At 59.8% G+C, this 21,748-nt stretch carries 23 protein-coding genes; 16 read left to right on the top strand and 7 right to left on the bottom strand.

Annotated features, from left to right (window positions below; translation table 11 throughout):
- Positions 1-525 precede the first annotated feature (525 nt).
- The 3 genes from JNB88_RS20840 to JNB88_RS20830 all read left to right on the top strand — a co-directional run bounded on the left by JNB88_RS20840 (position 526) and on the right by JNB88_RS20830 (position 2,553).
- Entirely contained in the window at positions 526-1,194 is a 669-nt protein-coding gene (locus JNB88_RS20840) for a hypothetical protein (RefSeq protein WP_223217271.1), read from the top strand.
- 402 nt (positions 1,195-1,596) lie between these two features.
- Positions 1,597-1,842 (top strand): helix-turn-helix domain-containing protein, encoded by a 246-nt coding sequence (locus JNB88_RS20835; RefSeq protein ID WP_037139308.1) that lies wholly within the window; start codon positions 1,597-1,599, stop codon positions 1,840-1,842.
- A gap of 243 nt (positions 1,843-2,085) precedes the next feature.
- Complete coding sequence (locus JNB88_RS20830) at positions 2,086-2,553, top strand: DUF4174 domain-containing protein (protein ID WP_220357082.1); 468 nt, start codon at positions 2,086-2,088, stop codon at positions 2,551-2,553.
- Between the two features lie 16 nt (positions 2,554-2,569).
- Here the strand turns inward: JNB88_RS20830 and JNB88_RS20825 are convergent, their stop codons facing one another.
- Positions 2,570-3,451, bottom strand: coding sequence for a LysR family transcriptional regulator (locus JNB88_RS20825; protein WP_037139312.1), 882 nt, complete (start codon positions 3,449-3,451; stop codon positions 2,570-2,572).
- A complete protein-coding gene (locus JNB88_RS20820) occupies positions 3,448-3,762 on the bottom strand; it encodes a putative quinol monooxygenase (protein WP_037139315.1) in 315 nt (104 codons plus the stop codon). The genes JNB88_RS20825 and JNB88_RS20820 overlap by 4 nt, the downstream gene beginning before the upstream one ends.
- A gap of 182 nt (positions 3,763-3,944) precedes the next feature.
- Here JNB88_RS20820 and JNB88_RS20815 point away from each other — a divergent pair, with 182 nt between their 5' ends.
- From JNB88_RS20815 to JNB88_RS20780, 8 genes are all read left to right on the top strand, one after another.
- Complete coding sequence (locus JNB88_RS20815; RefSeq protein WP_037139319.1) at positions 3,945-5,441, top strand: CoA-acylating methylmalonate-semialdehyde dehydrogenase; 1,497 nt, start codon at positions 3,945-3,947, stop codon at positions 5,439-5,441.
- 170 nt (positions 5,442-5,611) lie between these two features.
- Complete coding sequence (rirA, locus tag JNB88_RS20810; RefSeq protein WP_037139323.1) at positions 5,612-6,094, top strand: iron-responsive transcriptional regulator RirA; 483 nt, start codon at positions 5,612-5,614, stop codon at positions 6,092-6,094.
- A 334-nt stretch (positions 6,095-6,428) separates the two neighbouring features.
- A complete protein-coding gene (locus JNB88_RS20805; RefSeq protein ID WP_037139327.1) occupies positions 6,429-8,024 on the top strand; it encodes an ABC transporter substrate-binding protein in 1,596 nt (531 codons plus the stop codon).
- Between the two features lie 90 nt (positions 8,025-8,114).
- Positions 8,115-9,119 (top strand): ABC transporter permease subunit, encoded by a 1,005-nt coding sequence (locus JNB88_RS20800; RefSeq protein ID WP_037139330.1) that lies wholly within the window; start codon positions 8,115-8,117, stop codon positions 9,117-9,119.
- A gap of 9 nt (positions 9,120-9,128) precedes the next feature.
- Positions 9,129-10,016, top strand: coding sequence for an ABC transporter permease subunit (locus tag JNB88_RS20795; RefSeq protein ID WP_037139333.1), 888 nt, complete (start codon positions 9,129-9,131; stop codon positions 10,014-10,016).
- Between the two features lies 1 nt (position 10,017).
- The gene (locus tag JNB88_RS20790) at positions 10,018-10,866 is read left to right on the top strand and encodes an ABC transporter ATP-binding protein (RefSeq protein ID WP_220357081.1); all 849 of its coding nucleotides are present in this window, start codon (positions 10,018-10,020) and stop codon (positions 10,864-10,866) included.
- Positions 10,863-11,705, top strand: a complete 843-nt coding sequence (locus tag JNB88_RS20785) for a dipeptide ABC transporter ATP-binding protein (protein ID WP_037139336.1) — start codon at positions 10,863-10,865, stop codon at positions 11,703-11,705. The genes JNB88_RS20790 and JNB88_RS20785 overlap by 4 nt, the downstream gene beginning before the upstream one ends.
- Before the next feature lie 38 nt (positions 11,706-11,743).
- Positions 11,744-12,277: a gluconokinase gene (locus JNB88_RS20780; RefSeq protein WP_220357080.1), complete on the top strand. Its 534-nt coding sequence runs from the start codon at positions 11,744-11,746 to the stop codon at positions 12,275-12,277.
- On the opposite strand, the gene JNB88_RS20775 is transcribed toward JNB88_RS20780, so the two are convergent.
- The 4 genes from JNB88_RS20775 to JNB88_RS20760 all read right to left on the bottom strand — a co-directional run bounded on the left by JNB88_RS20775 (position 12,274) and on the right by JNB88_RS20760 (position 16,491).
- A complete protein-coding gene (locus JNB88_RS20775; RefSeq protein WP_220357079.1) occupies positions 12,274-13,494 on the bottom strand; it encodes a YeeE/YedE family protein in 1,221 nt (406 codons plus the stop codon). The genes JNB88_RS20780 and JNB88_RS20775 overlap by 4 nt on opposite strands.
- A 123-nt stretch (positions 13,495-13,617) precedes the next feature.
- Entirely contained in the window at positions 13,618-14,865 is a 1,248-nt protein-coding gene (locus JNB88_RS20770) for an NAD(P)/FAD-dependent oxidoreductase (protein ID WP_220357078.1), read from the bottom strand.
- Between the two features lie 73 nt (positions 14,866-14,938).
- Positions 14,939-15,442 (bottom strand): isoprenylcysteine carboxyl methyltransferase family protein, encoded by a 504-nt coding sequence (locus JNB88_RS20765; RefSeq protein WP_220357077.1) that lies wholly within the window; start codon positions 15,440-15,442, stop codon positions 14,939-14,941.
- The gene (locus JNB88_RS20760; RefSeq protein ID WP_220357076.1) at positions 15,439-16,491 is read right to left on the bottom strand and encodes a type III polyketide synthase; all 1,053 of its coding nucleotides are present in this window, start codon (positions 16,489-16,491) and stop codon (positions 15,439-15,441) included. Before JNB88_RS20760 ends, JNB88_RS20765 begins: the two co-directional genes overlap by 4 nt.
- A gap of 155 nt (positions 16,492-16,646) precedes the next feature.
- Here JNB88_RS20760 and JNB88_RS20755 point away from each other — a divergent pair, with 155 nt between their 5' ends.
- Genes JNB88_RS20755 through JNB88_RS20740 form a run of 4 tightly spaced genes read left to right on the top strand, consistent with a single transcriptional unit; the run spans position 16,647 to position 19,105 of the window.
- Positions 16,647-17,219 carry a tetratricopeptide repeat protein gene (locus JNB88_RS20755; protein ID WP_220357075.1) on the top strand — a complete coding sequence of 191 codons (573 nt, stop codon included), beginning with the start codon at positions 16,647-16,649 and terminating at the stop codon, positions 17,217-17,219.
- Between the two features lie 59 nt (positions 17,220-17,278).
- The gene (locus JNB88_RS20750) at positions 17,279-17,884 is read left to right on the top strand and encodes an RNA polymerase sigma factor (RefSeq protein ID WP_220357074.1); all 606 of its coding nucleotides are present in this window, start codon (positions 17,279-17,281) and stop codon (positions 17,882-17,884) included.
- Positions 17,881-18,672, top strand: a complete 792-nt coding sequence (locus JNB88_RS20745; protein ID WP_220357073.1) for an anti-sigma factor family protein — start codon at positions 17,881-17,883, stop codon at positions 18,670-18,672. The genes JNB88_RS20750 and JNB88_RS20745 overlap by 4 nt, the downstream gene beginning before the upstream one ends.
- 43 nt (positions 18,673-18,715) lie before the next feature.
- The gene (locus JNB88_RS20740; protein ID WP_220357072.1) at positions 18,716-19,105 is read left to right on the top strand and encodes a GFA family protein; all 390 of its coding nucleotides are present in this window, start codon (positions 18,716-18,718) and stop codon (positions 19,103-19,105) included.
- Positions 19,106-19,111: 6 nt separating this feature from the next.
- Here JNB88_RS20740 and JNB88_RS20735 read toward each other — a convergent pair whose 3' ends face one another.
- Positions 19,112-20,707 (bottom strand): winged helix-turn-helix domain-containing protein, encoded by a 1,596-nt coding sequence (locus JNB88_RS20735; RefSeq protein ID WP_220357071.1) that lies wholly within the window; start codon positions 20,705-20,707, stop codon positions 19,112-19,114.
- 252 nt (positions 20,708-20,959) lie between these two features.
- Between JNB88_RS20735 and JNB88_RS20730 the strand changes: the two genes are divergently transcribed.
- The gene (locus JNB88_RS20730) at positions 20,960-21,712 is read left to right on the top strand and encodes an SDR family oxidoreductase (RefSeq protein ID WP_220357070.1); all 753 of its coding nucleotides are present in this window, start codon (positions 20,960-20,962) and stop codon (positions 21,710-21,712) included.
- The last annotated feature ends 36 nt before the right edge of the window (positions 21,713-21,748 follow it).

Here is a 21,748-nt window from a genome sequence, read left to right as displayed (position 1 = left end):
CTAGCGCAATGGGGCGATGACCAAGCCTTGCGACCAGGAGGTAAAGAAGACGGGCAGGTATCACTTCCTGATCCTGTTTTCTCAAGTTGAACGCTATTCGCGATCACGATGATGTTCTTCAACCTGAACTATTGTCATCTTCCACTCCTCTTGAGGTCAAACCTTAGTCGGGTCTAATCCCCTAGAATGAACCTCCTGTGACATCGGCAGCAGGCCTTCTGCATTGAGCCTCAGGAATTACTCGCTCTGTACGTGCATCACTATAGAATTAGACATAGATAAATTGTCATATCGCTATATGGACGCGTTTCTGCCACGTTCTCGCCGCCCTCTGTTCATTCTTTGCTAATAAATCGGACCTCGGGGAACGGGGCACCAAAGAGGGATCACAGACTGTCGGAACGTTTAATTCGCTCATGTGTAGAGGCCGATTGAGTTCGGCGCTTGGTGCGATTTCCCGTGTCCTGACACTCAGACCTACCTGCGTTCCAACGCTGTGATCCAATGAATGAAAGGTGCATTAGTATGGGATTTACTCTCCTTATTCAGACACTCAGCCAGGATCCGGCAGTATCAATCAAGTCGGTTCTGAGAATAGTGCATTTCATTGGTTTGGCACTTGGACTTGGCGCCGCAACCGTACTTGATCTTCTTGTTTTGCGTTTTTTGATGAGAGGCAAGATCACCCAGGATCACTGGAAGGTCTTCAAGTTCGGCTCGAAGGTCGTTAACTGGGGTCTTATCCTGCTCTGGGCGACCGGACTTGGCTTTCTCACCTACTATGGTGCGTTCGATCCGGCCAAGCTTGGCAACGAAAAGATCTGGGCCAAGATGACCATCGTGCTCATCCTGACCATCAATGGTGGCTTCATCCATTCCATCATCCTTCCGCGGGTGAAGAAGCAGATCGGCCGCTCGATCATGGAAGGCCTGCCTGCATCGCATCGCAGTGTGTTTGTTGTCTCGGGTGCGATTTCGGCTGTTTCCTGGTATGTGCCGATGATGCTCGGTGCGCTGCCGCAGCTCAACTTCGCTGTGCCGATGGGCACTATCTTGCTTGCCTATGCCGCCCTGCTCGGCTCGGCGATCCTGTTCGCCCACGCGTTGCTCTTCGCCGTCCCTGTCGGGCGCACGGAGGAAGCGTCTGAGGACGAGGTTGCTCTTTCCGCAAAGTTTGCGCGACGGGCAGCCTGACACTGTTGCCTGGACTTGCTTCGGAAAATTCCATGCCCCTTTTCGAAGCAAGTCCGGCGAACGCTTCCGCATTCGACCGCCCCTAACCCCGCCTTTGTGGCCGCTTTTGCCCGATTTCTGTCTCAGTGATTCGCTGGAAGCCGTGCGTAAACCTCCAGGTAACAGGTGGCAAATCGCCGCGGTTTGGAATTTTTTTGGCGCATGCCAGCGTCCAGTCGCGCTACGAACAGGCCCGGAAAATGTGCTTTTCTTACAAAGGGCAATGCGACCTTGCGAACTTGTCCACGTTGTCGCAGCCGGCGCTCATCGATCACGAATTAACCATATCGCATTGCAAAACGTGATCGGGAATGCCATTTTCCCGCGGGGGTCAATTCAGAGTGATTTCAGAAGGAGACTTCAATGTCCATTTCGCTCAGCAATCTGGATGCATCCAAGGCTACCGCCGTTTCGGCGATGAACGTAGCCTCTGCCGTACGGGCCGCTCGGGAGGCCGTCGGCTATAGCGTCGATGACCTTGCAGTGACCTGCGGTCTGGTTGTCAATGAGATTGAGGAAATCGAGAGTGGTGTGGATTCAGATCCAGCCAGGCTCAAGCGGATCGCCGCTGCATTGCAGGTGCCGCTCTCATCGTTGGTTCCGATGTGACCATAAAGTAAGGGCCGGGCAGGGCATTTGCCCGCCTGGCCTTACCTCACCCACCCCTTCATTATCTTTCCCACTATTTCACTTGCCCAAACCTCCATATCGCGTGGAGCAGGTTTCCGTCGCTGATTTGTGCGCTTGCCGGTCCACGCGACACCTACCGAAATCCTGGGCGACTCACCACCTGGTTTGGCGAATGGAACCGCCCGCTCTCCCTGGACGTTCTGGTCTGCAGGAGAAATGTGCATGTCGAAAACGCTTCTATATGGTGCGACCAAGGTGGACGAAGCCAACAGTGCTTACTCTGCCATTGCGAGCCTCGAACAGTTCCAGTGGCGCAACCGCGTCCTCGTCATCTTTGCCGACAAGGGCAACGCACGCGCTGCACGCCAGGAGAACCAGCTCCTTTCCGATCGCGAGGCTCTGCAGCAACGCGATATGGTCATTCTGAAAATTGCTCCAGACGAGGTGCGAGTTCTCTTCGGCTCCGGCAAGGATCTCGATGGAGCGGCGATTTCAAGCGAATTGGGCGATCCGGCGACTGGAGAGTTTGCGGCGTTCCTCGTCGGCAAGGATGGCACGGTAAAGCTGACGGTGAGCGAGCCGATCTCGAGTGGCGAACTGTTCACGATTGTGGATAGCATGCCGGTGCGTGCAGCAGAAATTGCTTCGGACAAGCAGCAGACAAGCGAAGAGCCTGAAGGACGCGACTGATCCGGCGCGAACGATGTCACATGAATATGTGGCGTTCGGCTGCTACGAGTTCCTGAAGGAAATCGGAAACCGTGCGGACGCGCACCAACTCGCGCGCGCTCTCGTGAAATGTTGTCCAGTACGCGCGCCGGATCGAGACATCGGGCAGGATGCGCACGAGTCCAGGGTGCTGCCGGGCGATATAATCATGCAGAATGCCGATCCCGGCTCCCGAAAGTACGGCTTCCGTCTGGCCGGTCGCCGAGGAAATCTCGAAGGCGGCGTTCCAGTTCCGCATCACCTCGCCGGTGAAGTTCAGCGACTGGGAGAAGATCAGATCCTCGACATAGCCGATCCGCCGATGCTGCTTCAGCCCCTCCGCGTCATCAGGCAGGCCGTTGAGCTCGGCATAGCTTCGGGAGGCGTAGAGGCCGAGCGTATAGTCGGTGAGTTTTGCTGAAACGAGGCGACCCTGTTCGGGCCGTTCCAGAGTAATGGCGATATCCGCCTCACGTTGCGATAGCGAAAAGGATCGCGGCACCGGCACAAGCTGGATCTTCAGCTCCGGATGGCGTTCGATCAGCGCGCCGATACGCGGAGCCAGGAAGGAAACGCCGAACCCGTCAGGTGCGCCGACACGCACGGTGCCTGCGATTGCCGTATCGGTGCGACCGAGATTGGCCTGTACGGAAAGCATTTCAGTTTCCATCCGTTCCGCAGATGCAAGGAAAACCTCGCCCTCGGCTGTCAGCTCGCAGCCGTTCGTACGGCGGACGAAGAGCCGGCTCTTCAGCGCCTCCTCCAGCGAGGTGAGCCGTCGCGACAGGGTGGCGTGGTTCAGTCCCAACCGTTTCGATGCGGCAAGGATTTGCCCGGTGCGGGCGACGGCCAGAAAAATGCGGACGTCGTCCCAGTTCATGGTTTGCCGCGCATCATCAGCGGCTCGACATCGATGAGCGCGAGCGACACCACCATGCCTGCGGTTTCGTTCTTGTATTTGAGGAAATGATCTGTCTGCAGATGTGCCTCGTAGGCTTGCCGGTTTGCATAGACTTCGAGGATCCTGATGTGGTGAGGACGATCCTTTATGGCAACCGCGTTCAGGGAAAGAACACCGTCCTCCAACGCGACGGAGGCCTCGATCTCCTCGGCCAGAAGAGCGCGATAGGTTTCAAGCTGGTTTGGATCGATCTCGAGCTCAGCCATTCTGACAATAGGTTCTCCGCCCATTAAAATGCGACCTCCTCTTGAGTTTGGTTTGACCGCGCCATGTAGTTCCTATCGCGGATAGAACTTGCGGGAAGCATCAACACTAGGACTTCAATTTTCGCACAACGGATGATTATCTCAGCTCGTTGATTTGTGCAAATTGAAGTGCGAATGTTTGCCATCCAATAACAGGAGGAGCACCCATGCGCGAGATCGGTCATTTCATTGGTGGCAAGCACGTCCCCGGCACCAGCGGCCGCACCAGCAACGTCTTCAACCCGGCAACCGGTGAAGTTCAGGCAACGGTCGCGCTCGCAAGCGTCGAGGACCTGCGTGCTGCCGTCGAAAACGCCAAGGCCGCTCAGCCGAAATGGGCAGCCACGAACCCTCAGCGCCGCGCCCGCGTCTTCATGAAATTCGTCCAGCTTCTCAACGACAACATGAACGAGCTGGCGGAGATGCTTTCCAAGGAGCACGGCAAGACCGTCGAGGACTCCAAGGGCGACATCATTCGCGGTCTCGAGGTCTGTGAGTTCGTCATCGGCATCCCGCATCTCTCCAAAAGCGAGTTCACCGAAGGCGCCGGCCCGAACATCGACATGTACTCGATCCGCCAGCCGGTCGGCATCGGCGCGGGCATCACCCCGTTCAACTTCCCGGGCATGATCCCGATGTGGATGTTTGCGCCGGCGATCGCCTGCGGCAACGCCTTCATCCTCAAGCCCTCCGAGCGCGACCCGTCCCTTCCGATGCGTCTTGCCGAACTGATGATCGAGGCCGGGCTGCCGGCAGGCATCCTCAACGTCGTCAACGGCGACAAGGGCGCCGTCGACGCGATCCTGACGGATCCGGACATCGGTGCCGTCTCCTTCGTCGGCTCCACGCCGATTGCCCGTTACGTCTATGGAACGGCGGCGATGAATGGCAAGCGCGCCCAGTGCTTCGGCGGCGCCAAGAACCACATGATCATCATGCCCGATGCCGACCTCGACCAGGCCGCCAACGCCCTGATCGGCGCAGGCTACGGCTCCGCCGGCGAGCGCTGCATGGCGATCTCGGTCGCGGTGCCGGTCGGCGAGGACACCGCCAACCGCCTGATCGACAAGCTTGTACCGATGGTCGAGAGCCTGCGCATCGGTCCGTACTCCGACGACAAGGCCGATCTCGGTCCGGTCGTCACCAAGGAAGCCCAGGTCCGCATCAAGGGTCTCATCGACAGCGGCGTCGAGCAGGGCGCCAAGCTTCTCGTCGACGGCCGTGACTTCAAGCTCCAGGGCTACGAGGACGGCTACTTCGTCGGCGGCTGCCTGTTCGACCACGTCACGCCGGACATGGACATCTACAAGACCGAGATCTTCGGGCCGGTCCTGTCGGTCGTCCGCGCGAAGAACTACGAGGAAGCGTTGTCGCTGCCGATGAAGCACGAATACGGCAACGGTGTCGCGATCTACACCCGCGACGGCGACGCCGCGCGTGATTTCACCTCACGCATCAACATCGGCATGGTTGGTGTCAACGTGCCGATCCCGGTTCCGCTGGCCTACCATTCCTTCGGCGGCTGGAAGTCCTCGTCCTTCGGCGATCTCAACCAGCACGGCACGGATTCGATCAAGTTCTGGAGCCGCACCAAGACTGTCACGAGCCGTTGGCCCTCGGGCATCAAGGATGGCGCCGAGTTCGTCATTCCGACGATGAAGTAAGTCGGGCGAACGACATGTAGAATTGGGGGCTGCGGCCCCCAATTTTCGTTGTGAGACGTCGCGGCAATCCGTCTCACATAAGGTGAATACGAATTTCATATTTTGGAATTGTTCAAAACTAGCAAAGCCACTATATAGACCTCTTATAATAGACGATTCTGGAGATCGGCATGCGTTTGACGAAACAGACCAACTATGCGGTTCGCATGTTGATGTATTGCGCGGCCAATGATGGGCACCTCAGCCGGATTCCCGAGATTGCCAAGGCATACGGTGTTTCCGAACTCTTTCTGTTCAAGATTCTGCAGCCTCTCAACAAGGCGGGCTTGGTCGAAACCGTTCGCGGTCGCAATGGTGGTGTTCGTCTTGGCAAGCCGGCAAAGGACATCAGCCTCTTTGACGTGGTTCGCGTCACGGAAGACAGCTTTGCCATGGCGGAGTGCTTCGAGGATGATGGCATGGTTGAATGCCCGCTCGTTGATAGCTGCGGTCTGAACTCTGCCTTGCGCAAGGCGCTGAACGCATTCTTCGACGTGCTGACACAGTATTCGATCGACGATCTCGTCAAGGCGCGGCCACAGATCAACTTCCTGCTCGGCCTGACGGGCGAACAGGAGCACCGCAAGTCACCAGTAGCCGTTCCGGCCGCCTGACCTCAATAACGAAATCTTGATCCGGCCGTGGCAGCGTTTGGTGCCGCGGCCGTTTTGTTTTGGAAGATGTGCAGGGGAAAAACTCGCGCTTCGCGTGTGCAACGATGCTCTCTCGGACGCGAAATTATACCAAAAGCGACAGGAATCGAGTTTATCCAGTTCGTTTATTTCTAAATGCGGCCCATTTTTGGCGGAAAATTACTAAAGTTGTCCGGCTGGAAAAATTTTCCACGACGGTCGTTGATTTCAGCAAATAAATGTCGTTCCATCTGCCGTCGATCCGGATGGCATATCCGAGATCTCAAATAAAAGAACAAACCTGGGAAACGATATCATGAAAAAGATGTCTGTCTTGTTGGCCGCGACGGTCCTGGCTTCGGCCATGGCATCCGCAGCCTGGTCCAAAACGCTCGTTTACTGCTCCGAGGGCTCGCCGGAAGGGTTCGACCCCGGCATCTACACTGCAGGCACCACCTTCGACGCTTCCTCGCGTACGGTCTACAGCCGCCTCGTCGAGTTCCAGCATGGCAAGACCGAAATCGAGCCGGGCCTCGCTGAAAGCTGGACCGTTTCCGACGACGGCACGGTCTACACCTTCAAGCTGCGTCCGGGCGTCAAGTTCCAGACAACTGAATTCTTCACGCCGAGCCGCGACCTGACCGCTGACGACGTCGTGTTCTCGTTCGAGCGCCAGCTCAAGGCCGACAGCCCGTGGGCCAAGTACGTCGCCGGCGTATCCTACGAATATGCCGCAGGCATGGGTTTCCCGGATCTCATCAAGTCCGTCGAGAAGGTCGATGACCTGACCGTCAAGTTCACGCTGAACCACCCGGAAGCACCGTTCCTCGCCGATCTCGCGATGGACTTCGCGTCGGTCGTGTCGAAGGAATATGCCGACAAGCTGCAGGCTGACGGCAAGATGGAACAGATGAACCAGATGCCGCTCGGCACCGGTCCGTTCACCTTCGTTGCCTACCAGCCGGATGCCGTCATCCGCTACAAGGCCAACGAAACCTACTTCAAGGGCAAGGAAAAGATCGACGATCTCGTGTTCGCGATCACCCCGGACGCATCCGTCCGCGCTCAGAAGCTGAAGGCCGGCGAGTGCCACATCATGCCGTACCCGAACGCGGCTGACATCAAGGACCTCAAGGCCGACTCGAACCTGAAGGTTCTGGAACAGCCGGGCCTGAACGTTTCCTACCTCGCCTACAACACGACCCAGGCGCCGTTCGACAAGCCTGAAGTGCGCAAGGCGCTTAACATGGCGATCAACAAGCAGGCGATCGTCGACGCGGTCTTCCAGGGCGCTGGCCAGGTTGCCAAGAACCCGATCCCGCCGACGATGTGGTCCTACAACGACGCCATCAAGGATGACGCTTACAACCCCGACGAAGCCAAGAAGATGCTTGAAGCCGCTGGCGTCAAGGATCTCTCGATGAAGATCTGGGCAATGCCGGTTTCGCGTCCGTACATGCTGAACGCACGTCGCGCCGCTGAACTGATGCAGGCCGACCTCGCCAAGGTTGGCGTCAAGGTCGACATCGTCACGCACGAATGGGCCGAGTACCTGAAGCTGTCCAAGGACAAGAACCGCGATGGTGCTGCGATCCTCGGCTGGACGGGTGACAACGGTGATCCGGACAACTTCCTTGACACTCTGCTCGGCTGCGAAGCCGTCGGCGGTAACAACCGCGCGCAGTGGTGCAACCAGGAATTCGACGCTCTCGTGAAGAAGGCAAAGAAGACCGCTGACGTTGCAGAGCGTACGAAGCTCTACGAAGAAGCACAGGTCGTCTTCAAGAAGGAAGCTCCGTGGGCGACAATCGACCACTCCACGGAATTCGTACCGATGAGCGCCAAGGTTTCCGGCTACGTGCAGGATCCGGTCGGCGTTCACCGTTTCGACGGCGTTGATATCGCCGAGTAATCAAAATTATGCAAAGATGCCCGGCAACCCCGGGCTTGGCCGGCGGTCAGGTTTGATACCTGACCGCCGGAACACTATGGACACTTGCCAATGTTGCGATTTCTCATCGGACGCCTCGCGATCCTGATCCCAACCTTCATCGGCGTTTCGCTTATCGCCTTCTCGTTCATCCGTCTGCTGCCCGGCGACCCGGTCATGCTGATGTCGGGCGAACGCGTGATGGCGCCGGAACGTCATGCCCAGGTCATGCATGATCTTGGCCTTGATCGACCGGTCTACGTTCAATACCTGGATTACCTCGGCAACGTGGTGCAGGGCGATCTGGGTTCGTCGATCGTCACCAAGCGCCCCGTCCTTCAGGAGTTTGGCTCGCTGTTCCCAGCGACGTTGGAGCTTTCGCTCTGCGCCATCCTGTTTGCCATCGTTCTTGGTATCCCTGCCGGCGTCTTTGCTGCCGTCAAGCGCGGAACCTGGTTCGACCAGGGTGTCATGGGTACGGCGCTTGTCGGCTATTCGATGCCGATCTTCTGGTGGGGACTGCTTCTCATCGTTCTCTTCTCCAATACGCTGCATTGGACACCCGTGTCCGGCCGTATCGGTCTGATGTATTTCTTTAAGCCGGTCACCGGCTTCATGCTGATCGACAGTCTGCTGTCTGGCCAGGCCGGCGCCTTTAAGTCCGCCGTCTCATCGCTGATCCTTCCGACGATCGTCCTGGGTACGATCCCGCTTGCCGTCATCGCGCGTCAGACGCGCTCGGCCATGCTGGAAGTTCTCGGCGAAGACTATGTTCGCACCGCCCGTTCCAAGGGCCTTTCGCCGCTTCGCGTCGTCAGCGTCCATGCGCTTCGCAATGCAATGATCCCTGTCGTCACCTCGATCGGTCTCCAGGTCGGCGTTCTGCTTGGCGGAGCGATCCTGACGGAAACGATCTTCTCCTGGCCGGGTATCGGCAAGTGGATGGTCGACGCGGTCTTCAAGCGTGACTACACGGTCGTCCAGGGCGGCCTGCTGCTCATCGCCGCCATCATCATGCTCGTCAATCTGATCGTCGACCTGCTTTATGGTCTGATCAATCCACGCATTCGTCACTAGGAGCGGCTCATGAGTGTAGCAACCGCCAAGTCGACCCAGCCGTCCGCACTCGCTGAGTTCTGGTACTATTTCTCGCGCAACAAGGGCGCGGTCATCGGCCTCGTCGTCTTTCTCATCGTGCTCTTCATGGCGATCTTCGCACCGTTGATCGCGCCGCACGACCCGAACGTTCCGTCCGGCATGCAGCGTCTTCCGCCCGCATGGTCGGAAAACGGCAACAGCTCGTTCCTGTTGGGCACTGACGCTGTCGGTCGCGATCTGCTTTCGCGCCTCATCTACGGCACGCGCTTCTCGCTCTTCATCGGTCTGGTCGTCGCCTCGCTGTCGGCTGTCGCGGGCGTGCTGATCGGTCTGGTCGCAGGCTATTTCCGTGGCCGCGTCGATACCTTCATCATGCGGATCATGGACATCATCCTTGCCTTCCCGTCGCTGCTGCTTGCCCTCGTGCTCGTTGCAGTTCTCGGTCCGGGCTTGCTCAACGCCATGATCGCGATTTCGATCGTCAATCAGCCGCATTTCGTGCGCCTGACGCGCGCAGCCGTGATGAGTGAACGCGAAAAGGAATATGTCGTGGCGTCCCGTGTGGCCGGCGCCGGCACCTTCCGTCTTATGTTCAAGACGATCCTGCCGAACTGCCTGGCACCGCTGATCGTGCAGGCGACGCTTGCCTTTTCGGCGGCGATCCTCGATGCCGCAGCCCTCGGCTTCCTCGGCATGGGCGCGCAGCCGCCGACCTCCGAATGGGGCACGATGCTGGCGGATTCGCGTGAATTCCTGCAAAGCAACCCCTGGCTCGTCACTTTCCCGGGTCTCTGCATCCTCATTACCGTTCTCGCCATCAACCTGATGGGCGATGGACTGCGTGATGCGCTCGATCCCAAGCTGAAGAGGTCCTGAGATGGCGCTTCTCGAAATTGAAAACCTCGTCGTCGAATTCCAGACCTCAACGGGTGCATTCCGTGCGGTTGACGGCGTCTCGCTCAAGGTTGATCCGGGCGAAGTCCTTGCGATCGTAGGGGAGTCGGGGTCCGGAAAATCGGTCTCCATGCTCGCTGCAATGGGACTGCTGCCGTGGACGGCCAAGGTAACGGCCGACAAGATGGTCTTCGACGGCCGCAATCTGCTCGGCATGTCTGCGAGCGAGCGCCGCAAGATCATCGGCAAGGATATGTCGATGATCTTCCAGGAGCCGATCGCCAGCCTCAATCCCTGCTTCACGGTCGGCTTCCAGATCGAGGAAGTTCTGCGAATTCACCTTGGCCTCGACAAGGCTGCGCGCCGCAAGCGCGCCGTCGAGTTGTTCGAGGCCGTCGGCATCCCGAACCCCGCCGAGCGCCTCGGCCACTTCCCGCACCAGATGTCGGGTGGCCAGTGCCAGCGCGTGATGATCGCGATCGCGATTGCCTGCAATCCGAAGCTTTTGATCGCCGACGAGCCGACCACCGCGCTCGACGTCACGATCCAGAAGCAGATCCTCGATCTCTTGATGCGCCTGCAGACCGAGCACGGCATGGGCCTGATCATGATCACCCACAATATGGGCGTGGTCGCCGAGACCGCCGATCGCGTCATCGTGCAGTACAAGGGCCGGAAGATGGAGGAGGCCGACGTGCTTTCCCTCTTCGAGGCGCCGAAGAGCGATTACACCCGCGCGCTGCTTGCGGCATTGCCCGACAATGCCACCGGCGACCGCCTGCCGACTATCGGCGAAATCTTCAAACAGACGACTGAGGGAGCGGCCCAATGACGCCAGTCCTCGAAGGCAAGAACATCGTCCGCAACTATTATCTGCCGGGCGGCATGTTCAAGAAGGAAAAGACCGTTCACGCCGTCAAGGGCGTGAGCTTTAAGGTCGAGCAGGGCAAGACGCTGGCGATCGTCGGCGAAAGCGGCTGCGGCAAGTCCACGCTGGCGCGCATCATCACCATGATCGATCCGGCTAGTGGCGGCGAGCTGTTCATCGACGGCAAGAAAGTGGACATCGCGGCCGGCGACCTGACGCCGGAGATGCGCCGCAAGGTGCAGATCGTCTTCCAGAACCCCTATGGTTCGCTGAATCCGCGCAAGAAGATCGGTGACATCCTGATGGAGCCGCTGATTATCAACACCGACACGCCCGCCGCCGAACGCCGCGAACTGGCCATGTCGATGCTGAAAAAGGTCGGCCTGCAGGAAGTCCACTTCAACCGCTATCCGCACATGTTCTCAGGCGGTCAGCGCCAGCGTATCGCGATTGCGCGCGCACTGATGCTGAAGCCGCGGCTTCTGGTGCTGGACGAGCCGGTCTCCGCGCTCGACCTGTCGGTGCAGGCACAGGTGCTGAACCTGCTCGCCGACCTGCAGGACGAACTGAACCTGACCTACGTCTTCATCAGCCACGACCTCTCGGTCGTCCGCTACATGGCCGATGACGTCATGGTCATGTATTACGGCGAGGCCGTCGAATACGGATCGCGGGATCAGGTTTTCAGTGATCCTCAGCACAGCTATACAAAGACATTGTTCGCGGCGACGCCGCGCGCCGATGTCGAAACCATCAGGGCGCGTCTTGCACGCAAGAATGCGTCGCTGCCGGCAGCCTCGTAAAGCGTCGTGCCTGCACCGAAATAGCCAGTGAGACGATAATGCCAGAGATCGACGGACGCCCCCATGCCATTGTCGTCATGGGGGTCAGTGGTTCCGGCAAGACCTCGATAGCCGAAAGCCTGGCCGCCACGCTCGGCGTCGGCTTTGTCGAGGGCGATCGGCTGCATCCGGCATCGAACGTCGAGAAGATGTCGAAGGGCATTCCGCTCACCGATGACGACCGGATGCCGTGGCTAGACCTGATTGGCGAAACAATGAAGGAGGCGCTCGATCGCGGATCGGGCGTCGTCGTTTCATGTTCGGCGCTTAAGCAGATTTATCGCGACCGGCTGCGCAAGGCGGTGAATGGAAACCTCTTCTTCGTCTACCTGCATGGTTCGAAGGAACTGCTGACCACGCGAATGGGCGAGCGCAAGGGCCACTTCATGCCGGTCTCGCTTCTGGAAAGCCAACTCGCCACACTCGAAGTGCCGACCGGGGAACCCGGTGTCGTGACTGTCGATATTGACGATACGATCGAAGGGATCGCGGAGGCAGCGCTCCGCGATCTCAAGTCCTTGGGCGTGGCTTAGCCGTCGGTCCGCAACAGGATCTTCTTCTCGAAGAAGAAGTAGGGTCGCAGACGAACGCCGATGACGTTGCCGGCAAATGCCGCCACTGCCCAGAGATAGCCGTGCACACTGCCGGATGAGATGCCGGAGAAATAGGCGCCGATATTGCAGCCATAGGCGATGCGAGCGCCGTATCCGAGCAGCAGGCCACCAATCACGGCAGCGAGAACCGAGCGCAGTGGAATGTCCCAGCTCGGTGCGAACCGACCCGCCAGCGATGAAGCAAGCATCGCGCCGGCAATGATGCCGAAATCCATCACCGAGGTGATATCGGCAAAGACACTGCTAGCGAGCGCCTTGGCATTGGCGGGCGTCTGCCAGTAGGCCCAGGCCGTTGGATCGATTCCGATGAACTGCGCACCCTTGGCGCCCCAGAGCGCGAAGGCTGATGTGATGCCCCATGGACGACCGGCGATCGACAGCGTCGCGAAATTAAGCAAGGCGAGGGCCACTGCGCCAAGAACGAGTGGCCACGGACCGCGCAGCAGGCGTGCGAACCCCTGGCGCGGCGAGGGTGCTTCCTTTTCCAGCGAACCATGCCAACGCTTCTCGACGATGACAGTCAGCCCAGCAATCGCGGCAAAGATGATCAACGAGACGGCGATGCCGCCGAAGGCGCCAAAGCTCTGGACCAGCGATGTTGGCGGGAGTGACGGCAGGCTGACCCACCAGTCGAAATTGATCGTGCCGAGCACCGACCCGACGATGAAGAAAAACAGCGTGATCAGCATGCGCGCATTGCCGCCGCCTGCCGTGAACAGGGTGCCGGAAGCGCAACCGCCGCCGAGCTGCATGCCGATGCCGAACATGAACGCGCCGACGATCACACCGATACCGGCGGGTGAAACCGATCCCTTGACTTCGTGGCCGAACAACGTGCCGCTGGCAAGGAACGGGAAGAACAGAACGACAGCGATAGCAAGCAGGATCATTTGCACGCGCAGGCCACGCCCACGCCCGTCCATGATGAATACCCGCCACGCGGAGGTGAAGCCGAAGGCCGCGTGATAAAGAGCGATGCCGAGAGCGCCGCCAATGAGGAACAGCGCGCCCTGCGCCGGGCCATAGTAATAGCCGAGCAGCAGGGTGCCGAGGATGAGAGCGAAGAGTGCTCCGAGACCCGGAGTGCCGAGAGATGGCTGGCGGGCGTGGAGAATGGGGGAGGGCGCAACAGACATTATGGATTTCCTGAGAGTTTCCATCGTCTTATACGGAAATAGAGAGGGATGGGGAGGAATGAGGTTCTCCTTTCCGCCGATCTTGCGGATTGTTGTCCTCAGCTGCCGCCCGACTCGTGTTGCCTAAGGATTGAAACGTTGCGGCGAATAGGCCGAAATGTTGATGAACGGTGCCTCTCCGGTAATCAGTTCTGCCAGGATTCGGCCGGTTACCGGCCCGAGCGTCAGCCCATGGTGCGCGTGGCCGAATGCGAACCATAGTCCGTCATGTCGGGGGGCCTTGCCGATGATTGGCATCATGTCGGGCGTGCAGGGGCGAGCGCCCATCCACGGCTCCGCATCCAGCCTTTCTCCGAGTGGAAAGACCGTACGGGCAACCTTTTCGGCCCGCTCGAGCTGTACCGGCGTCTTCGGCGCGTCCAGCGCGGCAAATTCCGCGCCCGTCGTTAGCCGGATGCCGCGGTTCATAGGCGCGAGGAAGTAACCTTTCTCTGCATCGAGCGTCCAGTTATTGAGCGTTGCGTCGCCTGTCGTGGCGTAGTGCATGTGATAGCCGCGCTTGACGCCGAGCGGGAAGGCATAGCCGAGGCGGCGCGTCGCGACGGCCGCCCAGGGGCCGAGTGCCAGAACCGCGTCCTCAGCCTCCAGCGGGCCCTCGCTGGTCACCACCTTCCAACTCGCACCGGAGCGACCGAGCGAGTTGGCGTCACCGGTGACACATCTGCCGCCCAGGCTTTGGAAATAGTTGCGATAGGCCATCGTCAAGCCGTGCGGATCGAGCACCGACCACGGATCGCGCCAGCGCAGACCGCCGACGAAATCGCCCTTGATGTGGGGCTCCAGGCGCGCCACGGCGGCGGCGTCCAATTGTTCGTGCATGACCCCGAATTCAGCCTGCAGCCGCTCTGCCTCGACGAACTCCGCGTCCCGACGTCCGGTCGTGCGGAAAATCTCCATCCAGCCATTCTTTCGGATCAGGTGCTGCGCATTGGAGGCTTCGATCAGATCATTGTGCTCCGAGATCGAGTGCTCGATCAGCGGAGCATAGGCTCTGGAAATCATCTCGTGCCGCTTGGCGTTTGAATTCCACCAGTAGCGGGCAAGGAATGCCAACTGTCCGGGCAGCGCCTTCAGGTGATAGTGGGCGTCGATCCGGTTGTTGAAGGCGTAGCGGACCAGGACGCCGAGCTGCTGCGGAAAGCCGTACGGCACCACGCCCTCGCGTTGGATGAGACCCGCATTTCCGAAGGAGGTTTCGCTGCCTGGCGCCTTACGGTCGATCAACGTTACCTGCCGTCCCCGGCGTTGTAGGTGAATGGCCGTTGACACCCCGATGATACCGGCGCCAAGCACGATCACGTTCTTTGTCATTTCCATGCATTCCACTATTTGCGGCAATGAAAATGCCGTTCTGGCAGGCTGCACGCAAACGAAAAATTGCGTTTTATTTCAAAAACATTGTTGTTCTCAGCGCCTTGCTTTCGGCCTTGATGCGAACATAGAGCATGGCCGCGTTCAGCACCGAAAATACCGCCGCATAGATCGGCATCCCGAAGGCCAGGGGAAGCACCGCGATCTCCCCGGCCACGACGACATAGTTCGGATGTGCGATGAAGCGGTAGGGGCCGCTGCTAACGAGCGGGGCACCTGGCAACACGATGATGCGCGTTGTCCACCGATCCTTGAGTGTGCCGATGACCCAAAGCCGGCAGACTTGCAGGATCGCAAAGACGGCAAGCCATGTCGGGTCTATCGGACGCCCCAGTGCCAGCAGCCATAATCCTGCGATCCAGCCGGTGTGCAATGCCACCATATAAGGATAGTGCTCCGGCGCGACCTCCCGCGCGCCGCGGTTGAGAAGCGCCCGGGTGTTGTGGCGGGAGAGGACAAGTTCAGCGAGGCGCTGTGCGGTCACGAAGGCGAGGAGCGCAATCGAAGGCCACATCACGCGACCCTCCGCAAGGTCACGCAGCTCGCCGTAAAGCCGGGCCCGAGGGCGATCATGGCGCTGCGCTCCGGCAAGCCGGCCTGCAAGACGCGCTCGAGCACGAAGAGGATCGTCGGCGAGGACATGTTGCCATATTCGGAAAGCACGGCGCGCTCGTGATCCAGCGTTCCCGGTACAAGTGACAAGGCACTCTCCAATGCCGCAAGGACCCGTGTCCCGCCTGGGTGGCAGATGAAGCGGTCGATATTCCTTCGCGAAAGACCGTTGCGCGCCAGTATCAAATCGACAGCCGGGCCGAGTTCGGTTTCTGCAAAAGGCGGCAGCGATTGGGCGAGAACGACGCCGAAGCCGGTGTCGTCGATCTTCCAGCCCATGATGCCGAGCGTGTCGGGGAAGAGATGCTCACCGGTCGACTCTATTTCGGCCTTGCCATGCGGTCCGCTCCTGAGGATGCAGGCTGCTGCGCCGTCGCCGAACAGCGCCGTCGCGACGATGTTTGCTCGCGTCAGCTCGTCCAGCCGGAACGCCAGGGTGCAAAGCTCGATTGTCACGAATAGCACGGTCTTCCCGGGCCGGCCCTTGGCGAGCTGTGAGGCGATTGCCAAGCCGGAAACGCCCGCCGCACAGCCAAGTCCGAAAACGGGAACGCGTTCGATATCGGAACGAAAACCCAGTCTCTGGGCGAGTTGCGCATCAAGACTGGGTGTTGCAATCCCGGTAGAGCTCATAGTGACGATGCAATCGATGTCAGAGCCCTGAAGGCGTGCCTGCGCCAGCGCCTTCGTCGTCGTTTCCAGAAACAGGCTGCGCGCCACCTCGCCATAAGCCTCCATTCGGTCCTGCCACCCGTGCGGCTCGATAAACCATTCCAGGGGACGCGCGGCATGTCGCTTTCGGATGCCGGCGTTGTCGAAGACGGATGCCAGGTGTGAAAAATCCTTGAAGCGGGACGAGAACAGCCGGGCGGACGTCTCTGCCGCTTCCTTCTGTGTGATCACGTATTCGGGGGCTGCGACGGCGAGGCCCAGCAGTTTTACGGTGTCGTTCACGAAATGCTCCTTCTGGCCGGCGCGTGAGCCGCAAACACCTCAGAACCGCATTTATTCGTCCGGGTGAACGCAAAAAAAGCAGAGCCGTGGATCGAATAAAGGTGAGGGCAACGGTGTTCACTCGCCGCCAACGTCATTTTCCTAGGAGATACCCCATGACGATCGCGACTGTTCGGATTGCTTCCATCTTGGTCGGCGGCTGCATCGCAGTCTTTGCACTCTCCGCTCCCGCTTTCGCGGTCGGCGGTGGTGGCAGTGGCAGCGGCAGCGGCAGTGGCACGGGCAGCGGTGGAGGTGGCGCATCAATGCCCACCTGCAAGAAGGGCCAGATCTATGACAAGAGGACGAAGAGGTGCGTCAGGCAGAGCAGTGCCAATGTCTCTGACGAAGACCGCACCGACTATGCGTATTCCCTGGCAAAAGCCGAGCGTTATGAAGAAGCGCTCGCCATGCTCGATACGCTGAAGAACCCGAATACTGCCGAGGCTCTGAACTACCGCGGCTACGCCACCCGCAAGCTTGGCCGCACGGATGAAGGAATTTCCTACTACCTGAAGTCCGTCGAGCTTGATCCCACCTATGCGCAGGTTCGCGAATATCTCGGCGAAGCCTACGTCGTAAAGGGTCGTCTCGATCTCGCAAAGGAACAGCTGGAAACGATCAAGACGATTTGCGGCACCGAATGCGAGGAGTATCGCGACCTCAACGAAGCGATCCTCAAGCCGTAGAAGCCACGGCGCTGACCAAAGGCGGGAAAGCGCAATTTCGGTTGAACGGGAACTTTAAAATGCCGGTCGCGTACACGACATTTCCTGCCTATAGTCCCGAAAAACCAAAGCCGTCGGTGCAACCGGCGGCTTTGGAAGAAACACCCGTGGCGGAGGCTGTCATCGCAAGCGAATCCGACATCAGGAGCGGCTTGGCCGACAATTTGTTGCGGCTCTGGCGCTACGGCCTCGTGCTCTCGCATCGCCGCGACATTGCAGATGATCTCGTGCAGCAGACCTGCCTTCGGGCCCTCGAGCGAACGGCGCAGTTCGAGGCTGGAACGCGGCTGGATCGCTGGCTGTTCTCCATCCTGCACTCCATCTGGCTGAATGAGATTCGATCGCAGCGGGTGCGCCTCGGTCAAGGCTTTGTCGATGCTGACGAAGCCCTGGTCGTTGATGGCGCCCGTGACACGGAAACGCATGTCATGGCGAACCAGGTGCTGCGACTGGTCAACGCGCTGCCGGATGCGCAGCGGGCAGCCGTGTTCCTCGCTTATGTCGAGGGTCTTTCCTACAAGGAGGTAGCAAGCATATTGGATATTCCGATTGGAACCGTGATGAGCCGCCTTGCAGCCGCACGCGCCAAGATCGCGGCGAACGTCGCGGAGGAGGGGTCGACATGAACGATAGAAACCAGCTCCCCTCGGACGAGGAATTGACGGCTTACATCGACGGTGAACTGCCGGACGCCGACATATCCCGCATCGACGTGCTTCTCGGTTCGAACGAGCGGGTGGCAGAGCGGTTGGAATTCCTGTCGCGCAGCAGTCTTTCCTTCAAGCAGGCCTTTGAACCGCTGCTGGCCGCGGCGCCGAAGGCGAAGCTCGATGCCATGCTTGGCGTCGTACCGGCAGAAGCAAAGCCGGCGCCTGCGCGACCCGATCGGCGCGCACTCCTGGGAGCGCTTGCCGCCTGCCTTGTCGCAGGGATCGTTGTTGACCGGACCGTGATGGCCGTCCGCAACCGTTCCCATGCCCCTGACGAAAGCAGCGAGTGGCGGGCTGTCGTTGCCGAATACATCGCCCTCTACACCGCCGACACCCTAGCCGGGCCGACTCCCTCGGTCGAAGCGCAGGCTGCCCAACTTAGCCGTTTTGAAGACAAGCTTGGTCTTTCCTTGTCCCCCGAGGCCGTGTCGCTGCCGGGCATCGAGTTCAAGCGGGCCCAGCTATTGCAGTACGATGATAAACCCCTTGCGCAGATTGCCTACCTTGATGCCGAGACAGGGCCGCTGGCGCTCTGCATCGTGCGCTCGGATGTCGGGGTAAAGGATCCTGACGTCGAGGGCCGCCACGGCATGAACGTGGTCTATTGGTCGAACGCGACACACGCCTTCATGCTGATCGGCCGCATTCCCATCGACCAGATGCAAGATCTCGCGGAGGATGTCCGCAAGCGGATTGCAGCCTGACGCTCGCAGGCATTTCGCCCAATGATTTTGGAGGAGACGCAACATGAACCGGTTCACTGGCGGTTGCCGCTGCGGCAACGTCCGAATTGTGGCATCTGGGCGTCCCTATCGCGTCGGCATCTGTCATTGTCTTGACTGCCGCAAGCATCACGGGGCGCTCTTTCACGCGTCCGCGATATTTCCGCAGGATGCCGTGACCGTCGAAGGCGAAACGCGTGACTACGAAGGGCGATTTTTTTGTCCCCGTTGCGGCTCGCCAGTTTTCGGACGTAGCGGGGATGAGGTCGAAGTGAACCTTGGATCACTCGACGCACCCGACCAGTTCAAGCCAACTTACGAACTCTGGACCATTAGGCGAGAGTCCTGGTTGCCGCCCTTTCCACTGACGAGCCACTATGAGCGCGATCGCGACGCCACCAGCCGCTTCGAGTAGTCGCGCTCACTCCGGCAGGCCGGCCAGTCGTAGTCCCTCCGCGAATCGTGCAAGGTCCTTGGCGTGGTAGATCGGAAGCCAGCTGTTTAGGTTGGAGACCCGCATGGATGGATCGAGGCCGCGCAGGCGCTGCATCGCGTGCGCGGCATTGTCCATTCGTCCGGCAAGTGCATGACTGGCCGCCAGCACGGCAGCCGCAGGAAGCAAGCTGGGCAAATTTCCCAACGCCTTCTCTGCCCAGTCGGACGCGGGATCCCAGCGTCCGGCAAAGAAGTGTGCCAGCGCCATCCCCACCTGCATCCTGAACATTTCCGGATCCAGTGGACTCAAGCGAACGGCATGCGTCAAATGCTCGATTGCCGCGTCGGTTTCGCCGCGCAGTGCACGCAGAGCGCCTCCGAGAAACCATGCGGGCGCATGGTTCGGGTTGAGCAGAACGGCCCTGTCGAGGAGAGCGATGCCGCCGTCAAGATCGTCGGAGAGGTGGGCGAGCGCGTGTCCACCGCGTGTGAGGGCCACCGTATCCTCCCGGCCCAACTCGACCGCTTGCCGTGCCAAGCGAATACCTTCGGCGATCTCCCGCGGGCGATCGGTCATCCAGCCATTCACCTTTCGCCAGAAATGGCACCAGGCCGCCATGGCATAGGCTGACGCGAACTCCGGGTCGAGTTCAACGGCCTTGTAGAACAGGGGCAGGGCAGCATCCAGCGCTTCGCGGGTCCCGCTATGCAGTTTGGCCGTCCCGCGCAAATAATAGTCGTAAGCGTCCAGCCGCTCTGTGGGTTTGCGCTTGGCGCGCTCGATCTCCGCCCGTTCAAGCTGCGGCGCAATCGCCCCCACGACACTTTCGGCTATCTGGTCCTGAAGTTCGAAGATGTCATCGAGCGTACCCTCGAAGCGCTCCGCCCACAGATGTGTGGCGGTCGTCGCGTCAATCAACTGCCCGGTGATACGCACCTTGTTTCCCGACTTGCGCAGGCTGCCTTCCAGCACGTAGCGCACGCCAAGTTCCTGGCCGATATCCCTCACGTCCGCCGACCGTCCTTTGTAGGTGAAGCTGGAATTGCGCGCGATCACGAAAAGCCATCGAAGGCGGGAAAGGGCAGTGATGATGTCCTCAACAACACCGTCGGCGAAATACTCCTGCTCCGGATCGCCGCTCAGGTTCTGGAAGGCCAACACGGCAATGGAGGGCTTGTTCGGAAGGGCCAGCGCGGAGGGTTTCTCCGACGTCTCGCCGGTCACCTCTTCGGTGAAATCGGAGCTTTCCGCTTGTTCCGTCTGCTGGGTCTCACTGATCTCGACATCGCCGACGAAGCGAAAACCCTTGCGGGGGACCGTCCGGACCAGCCGCTGTTCTTCGCCGTTGTCGCCAATCACTCTGCGGACCGCGTTAATATGGCTGGTGATCGTCGATTCCGAGACGATCCTGCCGTCCCACACGGCCTGAAGCAGATCGTCCTTGCTGACGACACGGTGGCGGTTTGTCACGAGATGCAGCAAGAGGTCGAAGACCTGGGGGCCGACGGTCACGACTTGCGAGCGCAGGGTCAGTTCCCTTCGCTGTGGGTCGAGCACGTAATCTCCAAACGCGAACTGCACGCTAAATTGCCCCTTGACCGAGTGCTTCGGCTCGCCAGCCGAAGCAACTGACGGAGTTCGAATCTGATAGCACAGGATCGCGTGGTTCGCTCGCCCGTCTGACACGGAGCCATCAGTAGCGCTGTCTTGGACAAACAAACAAGCTTGCCTCAGGGATAATACAAGGTCGGCGCAAGGACTTCCCTGAAGCGAGCGGGCAATCTCCTCCCATGACGACAGCGATGGTGCTGTCGGGTGAAACGGAGTGAAGCCATGAAGATTGTCGTTGTCGGAGGTACCGGCCTCATCGGATCGAAACTTGTGAAGCATCTCCGCGAAGGCGGCCATGAGGTGCTGCCCGCGTCCCCCAACACCGGTGTGAACACGATCACCCGCGAGGGCTTGGCAGCGGCTTTGGATAAGGCTGATATCGTTGTCGACGTAGCGAATGCACCTGCATGGGAAGACAAGGCCGTCCTCGAGTTCTTCGAGACATCTGGTCGCAACCTGTTGGCGGCCGAAGCCGCCGCAGGCGTGCGCCACCACGTTGCCCTGTCTGTCGTCGGCGTCGAACGGCTACCTGAGAACGGATATTTCCGCGCGAAGGTTGCCCAGGAAAATCTGATCAAGGCATCCGGCATTCCCTATACCATCCTGCGTGCGACGCAGTTCTTCGAGTTTGTCGGCGGCATCGCCCAGTCGGCAACCGTTGGCGAAGAAATCCGCCTGTCGCCGGCACTGATCCAGCCAATCGCGTCCGACGACGTGGCAGCCACCCTTGCTGATCTCGCGGTCGCGCCGCCGGTCAATGGCACGGTGGAGGTTGCTGGTCCCGAAGCAATGCCGCTCGACGAGTTGGTCAGACGCTTCCTGCGGTCAACGCAAGATCCTCGCAAGGTCGTGCCCGATGTCCACGCACGCTACTTCGGAGCGGTTCTCGATGATCAGTCGCTGACCCCCGGCAAGAACCCACGCGTCGGCGTGAACCGATTCGAGGACTGGCTTGGCCAGCAGGTCGCCCACTGATCCCCAGCGGAGGGCGTCTGGCACCCTCACGACAGA

Origin of the sequence: Rhizobium cauense, from assembly GCF_019511525.1 — a bacterium.
GTDB classification, from domain to species: Bacteria; Pseudomonadota; Alphaproteobacteria; order Rhizobiales; family Rhizobiaceae; genus Rhizobium; species Rhizobium cauense.
Note: the sequence above shows the minus strand (reverse complement) of the source record. Positions and strands in the feature narration are given on the sequence as shown.

What these genes read in the sequence shown, in the direction of transcription:
- JNB88_RS20775 (WP_220357079.1), bottom strand. Translation starts at nt 13,494, where the DNA reads ATGTCTGTTGCGCCCTCCCCCATTCTCCACGCCCGCCAGCCATCTCTC.
- JNB88_RS20820 (WP_037139315.1), bottom strand. Translation starts at nt 3,762, where the DNA reads ATGGGCGGAGAACCTATTGTCAGAATGGCTGAGCTCGAGATCGATCCA.
- JNB88_RS20840 (WP_223217271.1), top strand. Translation starts at nt 526, where the DNA reads ATGGGATTTACTCTCCTTATTCAGACACTCAGCCAGGATCCGGCAGTA.
- JNB88_RS20800 (WP_037139330.1), top strand. Translation starts at nt 8,115, where the DNA reads ATGTTGCGATTTCTCATCGGACGCCTCGCGATCCTGATCCCAACCTTC.
- JNB88_RS20740 (WP_220357072.1), top strand. Translation starts at nt 18,716, where the DNA reads ATGAACCGGTTCACTGGCGGTTGCCGCTGCGGCAACGTCCGAATTGTG.
- JNB88_RS20755 (WP_220357075.1), top strand. Translation starts at nt 16,647, where the DNA reads ATGACGATCGCGACTGTTCGGATTGCTTCCATCTTGGTCGGCGGCTGC.
- JNB88_RS20785 (WP_037139336.1), top strand. Translation starts at nt 10,863, where the DNA reads ATGACGCCAGTCCTCGAAGGCAAGAACATCGTCCGCAACTATTATCTG.
- JNB88_RS20830 (WP_220357082.1), top strand. Translation starts at nt 2,086, where the DNA reads ATGTCGAAAACGCTTCTATATGGTGCGACCAAGGTGGACGAAGCCAAC.
- rirA (WP_037139323.1), top strand. Translation starts at nt 5,612, where the DNA reads ATGCGTTTGACGAAACAGACCAACTATGCGGTTCGCATGTTGATGTAT.
- JNB88_RS20795 (WP_037139333.1), top strand. Translation starts at nt 9,129, where the DNA reads ATGAGTGTAGCAACCGCCAAGTCGACCCAGCCGTCCGCACTCGCTGAG.
- JNB88_RS20805 (WP_037139327.1), top strand. Translation starts at nt 6,429, where the DNA reads ATGAAAAAGATGTCTGTCTTGTTGGCCGCGACGGTCCTGGCTTCGGCC.
- JNB88_RS20790 (WP_220357081.1), top strand. Translation starts at nt 10,018, where the DNA reads ATGGCGCTTCTCGAAATTGAAAACCTCGTCGTCGAATTCCAGACCTCA.
- JNB88_RS20730 (WP_220357070.1), top strand. Translation starts at nt 20,960, where the DNA reads ATGAAGATTGTCGTTGTCGGAGGTACCGGCCTCATCGGATCGAAACTT.
- JNB88_RS20780 (WP_220357080.1), top strand. Translation starts at nt 11,744, where the DNA reads ATGCCAGAGATCGACGGACGCCCCCATGCCATTGTCGTCATGGGGGTC.
- JNB88_RS20745 (WP_220357073.1), top strand. Translation starts at nt 17,881, where the DNA reads ATGAACGATAGAAACCAGCTCCCCTCGGACGAGGAATTGACGGCTTAC.
- JNB88_RS20750 (WP_220357074.1), top strand. Translation starts at nt 17,279, where the DNA reads ATGCCGGTCGCGTACACGACATTTCCTGCCTATAGTCCCGAAAAACCA.
- JNB88_RS20770 (WP_220357078.1), bottom strand. Translation starts at nt 14,865, where the DNA reads ATGACAAAGAACGTGATCGTGCTTGGCGCCGGTATCATCGGGGTGTCA.
- JNB88_RS20835 (WP_037139308.1), top strand. Translation starts at nt 1,597, where the DNA reads ATGTCCATTTCGCTCAGCAATCTGGATGCATCCAAGGCTACCGCCGTT.
- JNB88_RS20825 (WP_037139312.1), bottom strand. Translation starts at nt 3,451, where the DNA reads ATGAACTGGGACGACGTCCGCATTTTTCTGGCCGTCGCCCGCACCGGG.
- JNB88_RS20815 (WP_037139319.1), top strand. Translation starts at nt 3,945, where the DNA reads ATGCGCGAGATCGGTCATTTCATTGGTGGCAAGCACGTCCCCGGCACC.